This window comes from Arhodomonas sp. AD133, from assembly GCF_051195215.1.
Classification (GTDB): Bacteria; Pseudomonadota; Gammaproteobacteria; order Nitrococcales; family Nitrococcaceae; genus Arhodomonas.
Genome location: NZ_JBNAZM010000036.1, coordinates 1 through 13323, shown reverse-complemented (window position 1 = coordinate 13323; position 13323 = coordinate 1). Strand labels below are relative to the sequence as shown.

General features: G+C 65.1%; 14 protein-coding genes and 1 tRNA gene. 13 read left to right on the top strand and 2 right to left on the bottom strand.

The window, feature by feature from the left end:
• The first annotated feature begins 1 nt into the window (after nucleotide 1).
• The 12 genes from pheA (at nucleotide 2) to galU (ending at nucleotide 11504) form a co-directional block, all read left to right on the top strand.
• Nucleotides 2–1090 (top strand): prephenate dehydratase, encoded by a 1089-nt coding sequence (gene pheA / locus ACPEES_RS16925; RefSeq protein WP_435104754.1) that lies wholly within the window; start codon nucleotides 2–4, stop codon nucleotides 1088–1090.
• 181 nt (nucleotides 1091–1271) lie between these two features.
• The gene (gene hisC, locus ACPEES_RS16920) at nucleotides 1272–2426 is read left to right on the top strand and encodes a histidinol-phosphate transaminase (protein WP_435104753.1); all 1155 of its coding nucleotides are present in this window, start codon (nucleotides 1272–1274) and stop codon (nucleotides 2424–2426) included.
• Entirely contained in the window at nucleotides 2423–3298 is an 876-nt protein-coding gene (locus ACPEES_RS16915; protein WP_435104752.1) for a prephenate dehydrogenase, read from the top strand. The genes hisC and ACPEES_RS16915 overlap by 4 nt, the downstream gene beginning before the upstream one ends.
• A 14-nt stretch (nucleotides 3299–3312) precedes the next feature.
• Nucleotides 3313–4641 (top strand): 3-phosphoshikimate 1-carboxyvinyltransferase, encoded by a 1329-nt coding sequence (aroA, locus tag ACPEES_RS16910; protein WP_435104751.1) that lies wholly within the window; start codon nucleotides 3313–3315, stop codon nucleotides 4639–4641.
• Between the two features lie 49 nt (nucleotides 4642–4690).
• A complete protein-coding gene (gene cmk / locus ACPEES_RS16905; protein WP_435104750.1) occupies nucleotides 4691–5398 on the top strand; it encodes a (d)CMP kinase in 708 nt (235 codons plus the stop codon).
• Nucleotides 5399–5484: 86 nt separating this feature from the next.
• Nucleotides 5485–7167: a 30S ribosomal protein S1 gene (gene rpsA, locus ACPEES_RS16900; protein ID WP_435104749.1), complete on the top strand. Its 1683-nt coding sequence runs from the start codon at nucleotides 5485–5487 to the stop codon at nucleotides 7165–7167.
• A gap of 108 nt (nucleotides 7168–7275) precedes the next feature.
• Entirely contained in the window at nucleotides 7276–7578 is a 303-nt protein-coding gene (locus ACPEES_RS16895; protein WP_435104748.1) for an integration host factor subunit beta, read from the top strand.
• Nucleotides 7579–7757: 179 nt separating this feature from the next.
• A complete protein-coding gene (locus tag ACPEES_RS16890) occupies nucleotides 7758–8051 on the top strand; it encodes a lipopolysaccharide assembly protein LapA domain-containing protein (protein ID WP_435104747.1) in 294 nt (97 codons plus the stop codon).
• A gap of 2 nt (nucleotides 8052–8053) precedes the next feature.
• The gene (gene lapB / locus ACPEES_RS16885) at nucleotides 8054–9229 is read left to right on the top strand and encodes a lipopolysaccharide assembly protein LapB (RefSeq protein WP_435104746.1); all 1176 of its coding nucleotides are present in this window, start codon (nucleotides 8054–8056) and stop codon (nucleotides 9227–9229) included.
• Between the two features lie 2 nt (nucleotides 9230–9231).
• Nucleotides 9232–9951: an orotidine-5'-phosphate decarboxylase gene (gene pyrF / locus ACPEES_RS16880; RefSeq protein WP_435104745.1), complete on the top strand. Its 720-nt coding sequence runs from the start codon at nucleotides 9232–9234 to the stop codon at nucleotides 9949–9951.
• 130 nt (nucleotides 9952–10081) lie between these two features.
• Complete coding sequence (locus tag ACPEES_RS16875; RefSeq protein WP_435104744.1) at nucleotides 10082–10339, top strand: ComEA family DNA-binding protein; 258 nt, start codon at nucleotides 10082–10084, stop codon at nucleotides 10337–10339.
• A 268-nt stretch (nucleotides 10340–10607) separates the two neighbouring features.
• Nucleotides 10608–11504: a UTP--glucose-1-phosphate uridylyltransferase GalU gene (galU, locus tag ACPEES_RS16870; RefSeq protein ID WP_435104743.1), complete on the top strand. Its 897-nt coding sequence runs from the start codon at nucleotides 10608–10610 to the stop codon at nucleotides 11502–11504.
• 52 nt (nucleotides 11505–11556) lie between these two features.
• Here the strand turns inward: galU and ACPEES_RS16865 are convergent, their stop codons facing one another.
• On the bottom strand, nucleotides 11557–12054 hold the full coding sequence (locus ACPEES_RS16865) for a retroviral-like aspartic protease family protein (protein ID WP_435104742.1): 498 nt from the start codon (nucleotides 12052–12054) through the stop codon (nucleotides 11557–11559).
• 213 nt (nucleotides 12055–12267) lie between these two features.
• Between ACPEES_RS16865 and ACPEES_RS16860 the strand changes: the two genes are divergently transcribed.
• Nucleotides 12268–12951 (top strand): SOS response-associated peptidase, encoded by a 684-nt coding sequence (locus ACPEES_RS16860; RefSeq protein WP_435104741.1) that lies wholly within the window; start codon nucleotides 12268–12270, stop codon nucleotides 12949–12951.
• 165 nt (nucleotides 12952–13116) lie between these two features.
• Here ACPEES_RS16860 and ACPEES_RS16855 read toward each other — a convergent pair.
• Nucleotides 13117–13191, bottom strand: a tRNA-Asn gene (locus ACPEES_RS16855).
• Nucleotides 13192–13323: the final 132 nt, after the last annotated feature.

The window sequence follows — 13323 nt, the reverse complement described above, 5'->3', positions numbered from 1 at the left end:
CATGAGCGACGAGAAGAACCGCCTCGAGGAAGTGCGCCAGCGCATCGATACGCTGGATGACGAAATCCTGCGACTGGTCAACGCTCGCGCCGAAGCCGCGGGCGAGGTCGCCCGGATCAAACGCGATACCGGCGAGGCGGGGGATTTCTACCGGCCCTCCCGTGAAGTGGCCGTGCTCAAGCGTATCCGTGCCGCCAATCCGGGGCCTTTGCCGGATGGCGATATCGTTCGGCTGTTCCGCGAGATTATGTCCTCGTGCCTCGCGCTGCAGCAGCCACTCGCCGTCGCTTTCCTTGGCCCCGAGGGCACGTATACGCAGGAGGCGGCGCTCAAGCACTTCGGCCACGGCATGAATGCATTGTCCCAGGAGGGGATCGATGCGGTCTTCCGCGAGGTGGAAGCGGGGAATGCCGACTACGGTGTCGTGCCGGTGGAGAATTCCACCGAGGGTGTGGTTTCCCACACCCTCGACCGTTTCCTCACCTCCCATCTCAAGATCGTCGGCGAGGTGGAACTGCCGGTGCGTCACAACCTCGTCAGCCGCGAGGAACGCCTCGAGAGCATCACGCGGGTTTACTCCCACCAGCAGGGGCTCGCGCAGTGCCGGGCGTGGTTGGACAGCCATCTTCCGCGCATCGAGCGGGTGCCGGTGTCGAGCACCGCCGAAGCTGCCCGTCTCGCCGCCGGAGAACCGGGCGCGGCTGCCGTGGCCTCGGATGCCGCCGCGGAGCGCTACGAGCTCGACGTTCTCTACCCCAACATCCAGGACGGCGCCGTTAACACCACGCGCTTCCTGGTGCTCGGTCACAACACGCCGCCCGCCACCGGCGAGGACAAGACGTCCATCGTGATTTCGCGTTCCAACCAGCCGGGCGGATTGGCAGGGTTGCTGGCGCCGCTTGCGCGCTACGGCCTGAACATGAGCCGCATCGAGTCGCGTCCGTCGCGCCAGGGGATGTGGGAGTACGTGTTCTTCGTCGACATCCTCGGGCATGCGGACGACCCCACGCTCAAGCGCGCTCTCGACGAAATCCAGCAGCTCGCGAGCCTGCTCAAGGTGCTCGGCTCGTATCCCCGGGCTGCGCACTGAGCGGGAAGAAAGCGGCGGGTTTCAAGTTGCAAGTTTCAGGTCGCGGGCCCAAGCGGCCGGCACCCGGGAAAGATGGAGGCCGCTTTGTGTTTGGGCACGGCGCGCGTTCAGTCCGGGAGGGTGATAACTTGGAACCTGCAACGTGAAACCTGGAACTCGAAACCCGGAATCCGGAACGCCCATGGCCGTCGATAGTCTCTCTTTCTGCGATCTCGCCGTTCCCGGCGTGCGTGATCTGCATCCGTATCAGCCGGGCAAACCCGAGGCCGAGCTCGCCCGGGAATATGGCGTGACGGATATCGTCAAGCTCGCCTCCAACGAGAACCCGCTGGGACCGAGCCCACGGGCGGCCGCGGCCGTGCGTGAGGCGGCTTCCGGGTTGCATCGCTACCCCGAGGGGAGTGCGTACGAGCTGCGTCATGCGCTCGCCGCGCATCACGAGTTGCCGCCGGAGTGTCTGACCTTCGGTAATGGCTCCAACGATGTGTTGGATCTGGTCGCGCGTGCATTCCTGGGGCCGGGCCGGGAGGCGGTTATAGCCCGTCATGCCTTCGCGGTCTACGCCATCGCGACGCGGACAGTGGGCGCTGACGCTCTCGTCGCGGCCGCCAATCCAGCGGATCATCCCCGGCCCTATGGCCATGACCTCACGGCGATGGGGGCGTGCATCAGCGGCCGGACGCGGGTGGTGTTCATCGCCAACCCCAACAATCCCACGGGTTCCTGGCTGACCGGCAACGAGCTCGAGGACTTCCTCGCCGGTGTGCCCCGCGAGGTGATCGTCGTCCTGGACGAGGCGTACGTGGACTATGCCCTGGATCGTGAGGGTTACGTCCAGTGCGTGCCCTGGCTGACACGATACCCGAACCTGGTGATAACCCGCACGTTCTCCAAGATCTACGGCCTGGCCGGCCTGCGCGTCGGCTACGCGATGTCCAGCCCCGAGATCGCCGATCTTCTCAACCGTGCGCGGCACCCGTTCAATGTCAATGCCGCGGCGCAAGCGGCGGCGGTGGCGGCGCTGGGAGACCGCGAACATATTGATCGCTCCGTGGCAAGTAACCGCGTCGAGCGTGATCGTGTGGCTGCGATACTGACTGAGCAGGGGCTCAACGTGCTGCCGAGTGCCGGTAACTTCCTGGCTATCGAGGTGGGTGAGCAGGCGCATGAGGTTCATGAACGCCTCCTGCACGCCGGCGTCATAGTGCGTCCCATCGCGGGGTACGGGATGCCGCGTTTCCTGCGCTTGAGTCTCGGTACGGACACCGAGAACGACCGTTTCCTCGACGCCCTCGCTGAAGCGCGGCAGGCAGGTCTCGTCGAGCGTACGCGATGATGCGGATCGGCCGGCTCGTAGTGATCGGCATGGGGCTGATCGGCAGCTCCCTGGTGCGAGCCCTGCGCGACGCCGGTGCTGTCGGCGAGGTGGTGGCGGTCGGGCGCAGCGAGGCCACACCACGGCGCGCCGTCGAGCTCGGGGTGGCGGATGACTGGAGCACCGATCCGGGCCGTGCCGTGGCCGACGCGGACATGGTAGTGCTCGGCGTTCCGCTGGGGGCGGTGCGAAGTGTCTTCGAGGCCATGCGCGGCAGAGTTCCCGACGGCTGTGTGGTCACGGACGTGGGCAGCGCCAAGGCCTGTGTGCTGGCCGACGCCGAGGCAGTCTTCGGCGAGATCCCGCGCTGGCTCGTTCCCGCGCACCCCGTCGCCGGAACCGAGCGCGCCGGCGTCGAGGCGGGCTTCGCCACGCTCTTTCGCGGCCGGCGGGTGATTCTCACACCGGCAGGGCAGACGGCCCCCCGGGCTCACGCCCAGGTGCGGTGGATGTGGGAGGCGACGGGTGCCGAGGTGATCGATATGGAGGCCGGGCGCCACGACCGCATGCTCGCTGCCACCTCGCATTTGCCCCATCTGCTCGCTTACGGGCTGGTGGATACCCTCGGCCGCTGGGATGCCAGCCACGAAGTGTTCCAGTATGCCGCCGGCGGATTCCGGGACTTTACCCGCATCGCCTCGAGCGATCCGGTGATGTGGCGCGATATCTGCGTGGCCAACCGCGAGGCACTGCTGGAGACGTTGCGCCACTATCGCGACGACCTCGATGACCTCACCCGGATGGTCGATACCGGGGATGCCGAGGCATTGGAAGCGGTCTTCCGGCGGGCGAAGCGGACGCGGGACGATTACCTTTACGTATTCGAGAAATAGGGCGGACAGTGAGCGTGGAAGCAGCGCAGAGGCACGTGGTTTTCCGGGCATGTGGTGGCAATGGGCTTCACGGCCGTTTGCGGGTGCCCGGTGACAAGTCCATCTCTCATCGTGCTGTCATGTTCGGCGCCCTTGCCGAGGGATGCACGGAGGTCACCGGCCTGCTCGAGGGTAAGGACGTGCTCGCAACCGTCGCCGCGTTCCGGGCGATGGGGGTAGCCATCGACGGACCGGAGCAGGGTCGGTTGCGTATAGAGGGGGCCGGCCTTCATGGCTTGAGCGCGCCTGCCGAACCGCTCGACATGGGTAATGCCGGCACCGCCATGCGCCTGCTCTGCGGCCTGCTGGCCGGGCAGGCCTTCGACAGTGTCCTGGTGGGGGACGAGTCGCTCACCCGCCGGCCGATGCGCCGCATCACCGAGCCGCTTGCTGCCATGGGGGCGTGCATCGAGACCTCTGCCGAAGGCACTGCACCGCTCACCGTGCGCGGCGGGTACGATCTACGGGGGGTCGATTACGCACTCCCGGTGGCCAGTGCCCAGATCAAGTCCGCGCTTCTGCTCGCCGGGCTGTATGCGAGTGGCGAGACGTGTGTGACCGAGCCCGCTCCCTGCCGGGATCACACCGAACGCATGCTCGCCGGTTTCGGCTACCCGGTGGCTCGCGAGGGCAACCGGGTGAGTCTCTCCGGCAACGGGCGCCTGCAGGGCGGTCGGGTCGAGGTTCCCGCGGACATCTCCTCGGCGGCGTTCTTCCTCGTTGGCGCGAGCATCGCTCCCGGCTCGGATCTGATTCTGGAGCATGTGGGCATGAACCCGACGCGCACTGGTGTCATAGAGATTCTGCGTCTGATGGGCGCGGATATCGAAGTCCTTGGCCAGCGCGAGGTCGGCGGTGAACCAGTGGCCGACCTGCGGGTGCGTCATGCGCCGTTGCATGGGGTGCGCGTGCCACGTGAGCTCGTACCGCTCGCCATCGATGAATTCCCGGTGCTGTTCGTGGCCGCCGCTGGCGCCGAAGGCGAGACGATCGTCGAGGGCGCCGAGGAGTTGCGCGTCAAGGAAAGCGACCGCATAGCCGTGATGGCCGACGGTCTCGAGGCACTGGGCGTGAGGCTCGAACAGCGGCCCGATGGAATGATCATCCAGGGTGGCCCCTCGCTTCGCGGGGGCAAGGTAGCGGCGCACGGGGATCATCGTACCGCCATGGCCTTTGCCGTTGCCTCGCTGATCGCCGATGCCCCGGTGTCCGTCGACGACTGTGCCAATGTCGCCACCTCCTACCCGAGCTTTGTCGACGAGGCACGCCGGGTGGGCCTGGCGATCGACGTCCAGCAGGCATGAGAGCCGCGGCGGTGCGCGCCCATCGATTTCCAGGTTTGCGGAGGCGTTCATGAGTGAGACCGTACCGGTGGTCACCATCGACGGGCCGGGCGGGACCGGAAAGGGGACCGTGGCCGCTCGGGTGGCCGGGCATCTCGGCTGGCATCTGCTCGACAGCGGTGCGATCTACCGCGTGCTGGCACACGCGGCGGTGCAGGCTGGTGTGGACAGTGACGACGTCGAGGGGCTGCTGGAAATCGCCGCCCGCATGCATTTGCGGTTCACCACCGATGGTGCCGAGGCGAGCGCGGTCGAGCTCGACGGGGCCGACGTGACGAAGGCCATTCGCTCGGAGGCCTGCGGAGATCTGGCCTCGCGTGTCGCCGCTCATCCGGCAGTGCGCGAGGCGCTATTGCAGCGACAGCGCGACTTCCGCCAGTCGCCCGGTCTCGTGGCGGACGGGCGCGATATGGGAACGGTTGTGTTCGCCGACGCATCGGTCAAGATATTCCTGACCGCTTCGGTTGAGGAGCGGGCCCGCAGGCGCTATAAACAGTTGATGAGGCAAGGGGTCGGTGCTAACCTGAGCGATCTTTTAGAGGAGATTACCGCCCGGGACCGCCGTGACGCGTCCCGCTCGGTCGCTCCACTCGCCCCGGCTGCCGACGCCGTGGAGCTCGACACCACCGAGCTCTCGGTGGATGAAGTAACCGAGGCTGTCATGAGCCAGGTGTGCCGCCGTTTGAATATCGACGGCCCTGGAGGCTCGACAAGGTGAGACGACCTCCGGCCCGCGGGCCGGCGGTCGTTTTCGTTATGTAGTGGCAACAACTTGACTGGTTACGGTCTGGGATCAACTCACCCATGAGCGAAAGCTTTGCAGAACTGTTCGAACAGAGCTTGTCGAACACCGACATGCGTCCTGGCGCCATCGTCAATGGCACCGTGGTCGCAATCGACGGTGACGATGTCATCGTCAATGCGGGCCTGAAGTCGGAGGCCCTTATTCCGCTGACCCAATTCGTCGACGACGAGGGAAACGTCGAGATCGAGGTGGGCAGCGAGGTCGAGGTGGCACTCGACGCCGTGGAGGACGGTTTTGGTGAGACCCGTCTCTCCCGTGAGAAGGCCAAGCGCGCCCGTGTCTGGACGAAGCTCGAGGCGGCCTACGAGGCCAACGAGACCGTGACCGGTCAGATCAGCGGCAAGGTCAAGGGTGGCTTTACTGTGGACTTGGGCCACGTGCGCGCCTTCCTGCCCGGTTCGCTGGTGGACATTCGCCCCGTGCGCGACACCACCTACCTCGAGGGCAAGGACCTCGAGTTCAAGGTGATCAAGCTTGATCCGCGCCGTAACAACGTGGTGGTCTCCCGCCGCGCGGTGGTCGAGGAAGAGTACAGCGCCGAGCGCGAGGCCCTGCTGGAGAAGCTCCAGGAAGGTCAGACCCTGCCGGGTATCGTCAAGAACCTCACCGATTACGGTGCGTTCGTCGATCTCGGCGGCATCGACGGCCTGCTGCACATTACCGACATGGCCTGGCGCCGCGTCAAGCACCCCTCCGAGGTGGTCAACGTCGGCGACGAGATCCAGGTCAAGGTTCTCAAGTTCGATCGCGAGCGCAACCGCGTCTCCCTGGGCCTCAAGCAGCTCGGCGAGGATCCGTGGGAGAACATCGCGGGGCGTTACCCCGAGGGTGCCCGCGTCAACGGCCGCGTGACCAACATCACGGACTACGGTGCGTTCGTCGAGATCGAGGAAGGTGTCGAAGGTCTGGTCCACGTCTCCGAGATGGACTGGACCAACAAGAACGTGAACCCGGCGAAGGTCGTGGCGATCGGCGACGAGGTCGAGGTGATGATCCTCGACATCGACGAGGAGCGTCGTCGTATCTCGCTGGGCATGAAGCAGTGCCAGCCCAACCCGTGGGACGAGTTCGCGGCCAACTTCAACAAGGGTGACCGCGTCTCCGGTGCCATCAAGTCGATCACCGATTTCGGCATCTTCGTGGGCTTGGAAGGCGGCATCGACGGCCTCGTCCACCTCTCCGACCTCTCCTGGAACGACGCCGGCGAGGAAGCCGTGCGCGACTTCAAGAAGGGCGAAGAGGTCGAGGCGGTGGTGCTGTCGGTGGACCCGGAGCGCGAGCGCATCTCGCTGGGCATCAAGCAGCTCGAACAGGATCCGCTCTCCAGCTGGGTCGCCGAGCACCCGAAGGGCAGCGTCGTGCGCGGCACCGTGCGCGAGGTGGACGCCAAGGGCGCGACCATCACGCTTGCGGACGAGGTCGAGGGTTACCTGCGTGCCTCCGATATCTCCCGCGACCGCGTCGAGGATGCGCGTCAGGTGGTCAAGGAGGGCGACGAGGTCGAGGCGAAGTTTACCGCCGTCGATCGCCGCAACCGGATGATCAACCTCTCGGTGCGCGCCAAGGACCAGCAGGAGGACCGCGAGGCGGTGGAGGACTTCGGTCGCCCATCGAACGCGGGTACGACTGCGCTCGGCGATCTGCTCAAGGAGCAGATGCAGCAGAACAAGGACCAGGAGTAATCCGGCCCGTGTGGCCGGGGAGGCGCCCGTTTGCGCGGGCGCTCCCCGGCCTTTTTGATTCGGGGTTGCCCTCGCCAAATCACGGCGGATGATCTTGCTGGTAGTACGATGACCAAATCAGAATTGATCGAACTGATCTCCTCCCACCAGCAACACCTCCCTTACAAGGACGTGGAGCTGGCGGTAAAGACATTGCTGGAGCACATGAGCGAGGCGCTGTCCTCCGGGGAGCGCATCGAAATCCGGGGCTTCGGCAGCTTCTCGCTTCATCATCGGCCGCCGCGGATCGGTCGTAACCCGAAAACGGGCGATCCGGTGGCGTTGCCGGGCAAGTACGTCCCTCACTTCAAGCCCGGCAAGCAGATGCGCGAGCGCGTGAACAACGGCAGCCATCAGCCGATCGGCGACTGACGTCGGCGAGTCACGACGTTTTTCGGGATGTCCGCGCGACCGGGCATCCCGCCTTCCAGCCCCTCCCGCGGGGGCCTGTGCACCACGACAGGTGCTACAGGCCGTGACTCGTTGAATCCCATGCGTCAGAATGAGTGCGCCCGAGCGGGTCTCATCTGTACGGAAGGATCTCCAGACACATGCGACGTCTTGTATTCCTGCTGCTCGCCATCGCTGTGATCGCCCTCGGCCTCAGTTTCGCCATGCTCAACGCGAATGCGGTAAGCCTGAACTACTATTTCGCCACCGCATCCCTGCCGCTGTCGCTATGGCTCGCGATCACGCTGCTCTGCGGCGCCGTGCTCGGCGCTCTTTCCACCACAGCGCTGATTCTGCGCCAGCGCCGCGAGCTTAGGCGACTGCGACGCGAACGCCGGCAGACCCGCGAGGAGCTCGACGAGCTTCGCAAGCTGCCTCTGCGCGACAATCCCTGACGATGCCCGAGCTGCTTTGGCTGCTACTGCCGGTGGCGGCCTTGTCCGGCTGGTTCATCGGCCGGCGTGAGCGTCGCGGTGTGGCTCCGGGAACGCAGGCCGCGTTCTCCCCGGAGTACTTCCGGGGGCTCAACTACCTGCTGAACGAACAGCCGGACAAGGCCATCGAGGTTTTCACCCAGATGGTCGAGGTGGACTCCGACACCGTGGAGACACACCTCGCCTTGGGCAACCTCTTTCGCCGTCGCGGCGAGGTGGATCGCGCCATCCGCATCCATCAGAACCTTATCGCCCGTCCGTCACTCGAGCGGGGGCAGCACGCCTATGCCATGCTCGAACTGGCCAAGGATTACATGAGTGCCGGCCTGCTCGATCGTGCCGAAGCGATTTTCGGCGAAGTCGCCGAACAGGAGGACCATGCGGCGACCGCGTTACGCCATCTCCTCGATATCTACCAGCAGGAACGCGAATGGGAGTACGCCGTGGCCGTGGCCGAGCGGCTCTCCCGGCTAACCGGCGAGAATCTCGGCACGCAGTGTGCCCAGTTCGTTTGCGAGATGGCAGAGGAGGCCATGCGCCGGGACGGCGACGACGCGAAAGTGCGGCAGTTGCTCAAGCGGGCACTGGCGTATGACAGCACCTGTGTGCGCGCGAATATGCTGCGGGGCGCGTGGGAGCGTCAGCAGGGCAACACGAAGGCGGCCATTCGCGCTTATCGGCGCGTGCGGACCCAGGACCTGGATTATCTGCCCGAAGTGTTGCCGCCTCTGGAGAGCTGCTACCAGGAGCTCGACCAGCTATCGCGCTTCCGGCGCTTTCTCTATCGCGTGATGCACGAATACGAGGGGGCTTCTGTGGCGATGAAGCTCTCCGAGCTTATCGCGGCGTCTGAAGGGCGGCAGGCGGCGATCGAATTCATGGCCTCGCAGCTGCGCCGGCGTCCCTCCGTACGCGGTCTCAATCGGCTCATCGAGCTCAACATCGATGACCAGGATCCGGATCGGCGCCGGCAGCGGGATCTGCGCGTACTGCATCACCTCTTCCAGGCGCTTATAGGTGACCGCAATGCCTACCGTTGCCAGCGCTGCGGTTTCACCGGCCGACAGCTGCACTGGCAGTGTCCGAGCTGCCGAACCTGGGGGGGTATCAAGCCCATCAAGGGGCTGCAGGGAGAATGACCATGACCGATGAGTTCACGGACGCCGCCCGCCGGATCGTGGTGGCGCTGGATTTCGATGACGTTGCAGCGGCCGAGGCGCTGGTCGCCACCCTGCCCACGGGTGGGTGTCGGCTGAAAGTCGGCAAGGAGCTCTTTCTCCGCGGAGGCCCGTCCATGGTCGGTCGATGGGTCGATGCCGGCTGGGACGTCTTTCTCGACCTCAAGTTCCACGATATCCCCAACACGGTGGCCGGTGCGTGTCGTGCAGCCGCCGACCTCGGGGTGTGGATGGTCAACGTCCACGCGCTCGGAGGCAGCCGCATGCTGGCAGCGGCGAGAGAGGCGGTGGAGGGCGCGTCGTCACGCCCGCTGTTGATCGGGGTCACCGTGCTCACCAGCCATGACGAGGAGACGCTGGCCGAGGTGGGAATCGCGGGTCCCGTGGACGACGCGGTTCACCGCCTGGCATCGCTGACCGCGGCCGCGGGGCTGGACGGTGTCGTTTGCTCTGCCCGGGAAGCGGCCACATTGAGGGCTGCGCAAGGCGCCGGCTTTCGGCTTGTTACCCCGGGTATTCGACCCGCCGGTACTGCGGCCGGGGATCAAAGCCGGATCATGACACCGGCGGCCGCCTTGCAGGCGGGCGCAACGGATCTGGTCCTCGGGCGCCCGGTCACCCGGGCGAAGGATCCCGCTCGCGCTCTTGAAGTGATCGCCGAAGAGATCGTTGACGCAGGGTAATACATTGCTTGGCGTTGCCGCCCTGCAACAGGTATTCTGTCGAGTGTCGGGGTAACGGACTGCATCCCCGGCAATCGCCCGGCGATCGGATCGCCGGTTGTCGCACTCAACGTATCATGGAGGACGCGTGATGAAGCGTTTCCACGCCGCGGTAATCGCCGCTTGCCTCGCTTTTGCCCCCATGGCCTTCGCGGCCGCCGTTAACGTCAATAAGGCCGATGCGACGGCGCTCGAACAGCTCGACGGTATCGGTCCCGTGAAGGCGGAGGCCATCGTGAAGTATCGCAAGGCGAATGGTCCGTTCTCGCAGCTTGCCGACCTCACGAAGGTGGACGGTATCGGCGAGACCACCGTGGAGTCGCTGCGCGACGACATCACCCTCGAATGACGCCTACCTGCGGCCGTCAGCCGAGGTGAATATGGGCCGCGCACTGCGCGGCCTTTCTCGTAACGGCCCGCTCGCGCAGAATGCGATCCGTTTCGTCGGTATTGCCACGCTCACAGTGTTCGCCGGATTTGCGAGTTTCCCTGTGACGCGCTAAAGCCAATATTGATGACCGGGTTATGGCCCTGCCGACGCCTGGGTGCACGCCAAGCCGAGGGCGGTCGACAGGTACCGAGTACGCTCCCAATCCTTGATGAACGGTGATCTGACTATGACGCGACGCATTCGCAAGGCAGTGTTCCCCGTAGCGGGCCTGGGTACGCGTTTTCTGCCGGCGACCAAAGCGAATCCCAAGGAGATGCTGCCGGTGGTGGACAAACCCTTGATCCAGTACGCGGCGGAAGAGGCTGTGAAAGCGGGGATCGAGACGCTGATTTTCGTCACCGGGCGGAACAAGCGCAGTATCCCGGATCATTTCGACAAGGCCTACGAGCTCGAGACGGAGCTGAAGGCCAAAGGCAAGCACGAGCAGCTCAAGCAGGTGCGCGAGATTTTGCCCAACGGCGTTACGGCGGTGTACATGCGCCAGTCCGAGGCCCTTGGCCTTGGTCACGCGGTGCTGTGCGCGGAACCCATCGTTGGTGATGAACCATTCGCGGTGATTCTGGCGGACGACCTCATCGACGACCCCGAAGGCAAGGGATGCCTGGCGCAGATGGTGGCGCAGTACGACAGCGAGGTGGCAAGCATGCTGGGTGTGCAGCGGGTGCCGCGCGAGCATACGGACCGCTACGGCATCGTCGCCTCGGAGGCTGTTCGTGACCGGCTAAGCCGGGTCAATGGCATCGTCGAGAAGCCGAGCCCCGAGGAAGCCCCCTCAACGCTGGGTGTCGTGGGGCGTTATATCCTCAATCCTTCGATCTTCAACAAGCTGCGGCAGACCCGGCCCGGTGCCGGGGGTGAGATTCAGCTAACCGACGCCATCGCCGCCCTGATGCGCGACGAGCCTGTTTTCGCCTACGAGTTCCAGGGGACGCGCTACGATTGCGGGGACAAGCTGGGCTATCTGCAGGCGACCGTCGACTATGGGCTCAAGCACGCGGAGCTGGGGGCGGCTTTCCGCGAATATCTCGGCCGTGTTGCTGACGAGTTCGGCGCCTCACGGTGATCGTGTGCGCACTGCCGGACGTGCCATACGGCGCGTCCGGCCGCCGCAAGCGTCATTGCAGCTGAGCGGTGCGGGTCGGGCTGGCGTCTACTGAGCAGCCCGCGAGCTCCAGGCGAGGCGGGTCCATGTGGATGCGAAGCGGGGCGGCGTCACGGAGCGCGCTCAGGCCGAGGAGGTTTCGGGTTCCCCCGGGGAGTACGGCCGCTTCCACATCTTCAAGGACGCAGCCCGCGCCGATCTCCACTCGGCCAATTCGGTAGATGGGGACGCGACGCTCCCGCCCATCGGCCATTGTGCCGATGAGGTCGCGTACATGCTCGACGCTTCCTGTATCGCGGAGCTTGCCCAGCATGTGCTGATTGATCGTCATGTAGCTGGCACCCGTGTCCAGCAGGTACTCCGTGGTTCCCGCGCCTTCGATGGTGACCGGCACATAGAACGTGGACAGCCCCTTGTCGACCATGGCCACGGAGACCGTGGGGCCGCCAGCTATCGCCGGGAGTGTGCCCAAGGCGGTGAGGGCGACTATGTAGAGTGATCGCAAAAACATAGGATTAGTTCTGCGTTATCGAATGACATCTGTTGCTCCAGAGCAACAGGCAATTCGCGTCACCTTTTCATCCGCTTCGGCGGAAGTCCACCCCGATCCGACGAGAGGCATGTGCAAGAAATGGCCGCGAAACGGCCCGAATGCCACCACCTGGTAGCCGGGGCCGTTGTGACCGGCCGGCCAAGGTGGTCGTCGCACCGCTATACTTCGTGCATGTGCGGACGCCTCGACCTCAACCAGCCCGCAGCCGCGGTCGTGCTCCGTTTTCCGGAGCTCGACGGATGGAGACCTTCGCGCGCCTGGCCGAATGACCGTGGCTATAACACCCCGCCGGGCGTCTCTATCCCGGTTGTCATCGAGCGCAGCGGCGAACGCCAGGTCTCGGAACGCATCTGGGGACCGGGCGTCCGTATCCAGGGGCGATGGAAGCAGGTCATCAACGCCAAGCTCGATCGCCTCATGGAGAGCGCCATGTGGAAACCGGCCATGATGCGCGGCCACCGCGGCGTCGTGGCCGCCAACGGCTATTACGAATGGCAGCGGCGGGCGCCGGGCAGCAAGCAGCCGTACTACGTCTGCCGGACCGATGGTCGACCAATGGCGCTGGCCGCGCTCTACGGCCGCGCACCGATCAGGGCAGACGGTGAGAAGGAGCCTACGGTCGTGGTGGTTACCCGGGATCCCTGCGGTGGTCTCGAGGCGATTCACGACCGAATACCATTGGAGTTGCCCGACGACTGGGTTGCGTTTTGGCTGGATTCCGTCGGGGAAGTGGACATCGCCGCCCTGGAGCGGGTAGATCCGACCAGGAACTGGCAGTGGTGGCCGGTCAGTACCCGTGCCAACTCGCCCTCGAATGACGATCGGAGCGTTATCGCTCCGGTTGCCAATGCCTGAGCGCTCATCGGCGCGATCAAGGAATCGGAGAATCCGAAGAAGACGCGGGCGTTCTTCGCCAGCTTCGTGGATCGCATCCTGGTGGAGGATGCCGAGGTGGTCGCGGAGTACGACCCCCAGAAAGTAATGAACCGCTCACGGGGAGCGGTTCATGACCTGTCTTGTTGGCTCCCCGGGACGGATTCGAACCGCCGACCCAGTGGTTAACAGCCACTTGCTCTACCGCTGAGCTACCGGGGAATCACGTTGTCGTGAGACGCGTATTGTAACGGCAACGACTGCGGCGTCAACACTTAGCCTTGTCCAACGACACATGAGCCTGAGCGGGGGGCGTGATTCCACAGTGAGATGAGCCTGAGCTGAAGGCGGTCT

Coding starts and splice junctions, on each gene's coding strand:
- pheA (WP_435104754.1), top strand. CDS start 2: ATGAGCGACGAGAAGAACCGCCTCGAGGAAGTGCGCCAGCGCATCGAT.
- hisC (WP_435104753.1), top strand. CDS start 1,272: ATGGCCGTCGATAGTCTCTCTTTCTGCGATCTCGCCGTTCCCGGCGTG.
- ACPEES_RS16915 (WP_435104752.1), top strand. CDS start 2,423: ATGATGCGGATCGGCCGGCTCGTAGTGATCGGCATGGGGCTGATCGGC.
- cmk (WP_435104750.1), top strand. CDS start 4,691: ATGAGTGAGACCGTACCGGTGGTCACCATCGACGGGCCGGGCGGGACC.
- rpsA (WP_435104749.1), top strand. CDS start 5,485: ATGAGCGAAAGCTTTGCAGAACTGTTCGAACAGAGCTTGTCGAACACC.
- ACPEES_RS16895 (WP_435104748.1), top strand. CDS start 7,276: ATGACCAAATCAGAATTGATCGAACTGATCTCCTCCCACCAGCAACAC.
- ACPEES_RS16890 (WP_435104747.1), top strand. CDS start 7,758: ATGCGACGTCTTGTATTCCTGCTGCTCGCCATCGCTGTGATCGCCCTC.
- lapB (WP_435104746.1), top strand. CDS start 8,054: ATGCCCGAGCTGCTTTGGCTGCTACTGCCGGTGGCGGCCTTGTCCGGC.
- pyrF (WP_435104745.1), top strand. CDS start 9,232: ATGACCGATGAGTTCACGGACGCCGCCCGCCGGATCGTGGTGGCGCTG.
- ACPEES_RS16875 (WP_435104744.1), top strand. CDS start 10,082: ATGAAGCGTTTCCACGCCGCGGTAATCGCCGCTTGCCTCGCTTTTGCC.
- galU (WP_435104743.1), top strand. CDS start 10,608: ATGACGCGACGCATTCGCAAGGCAGTGTTCCCCGTAGCGGGCCTGGGT.
- ACPEES_RS16865 (WP_435104742.1), bottom strand. CDS start 12,054: ATGTTTTTGCGATCACTCTACATAGTCGCCCTCACCGCCTTGGGCACA.
- ACPEES_RS16860 (WP_435104741.1), top strand. CDS start 12,268: ATGTGCGGACGCCTCGACCTCAACCAGCCCGCAGCCGCGGTCGTGCTC.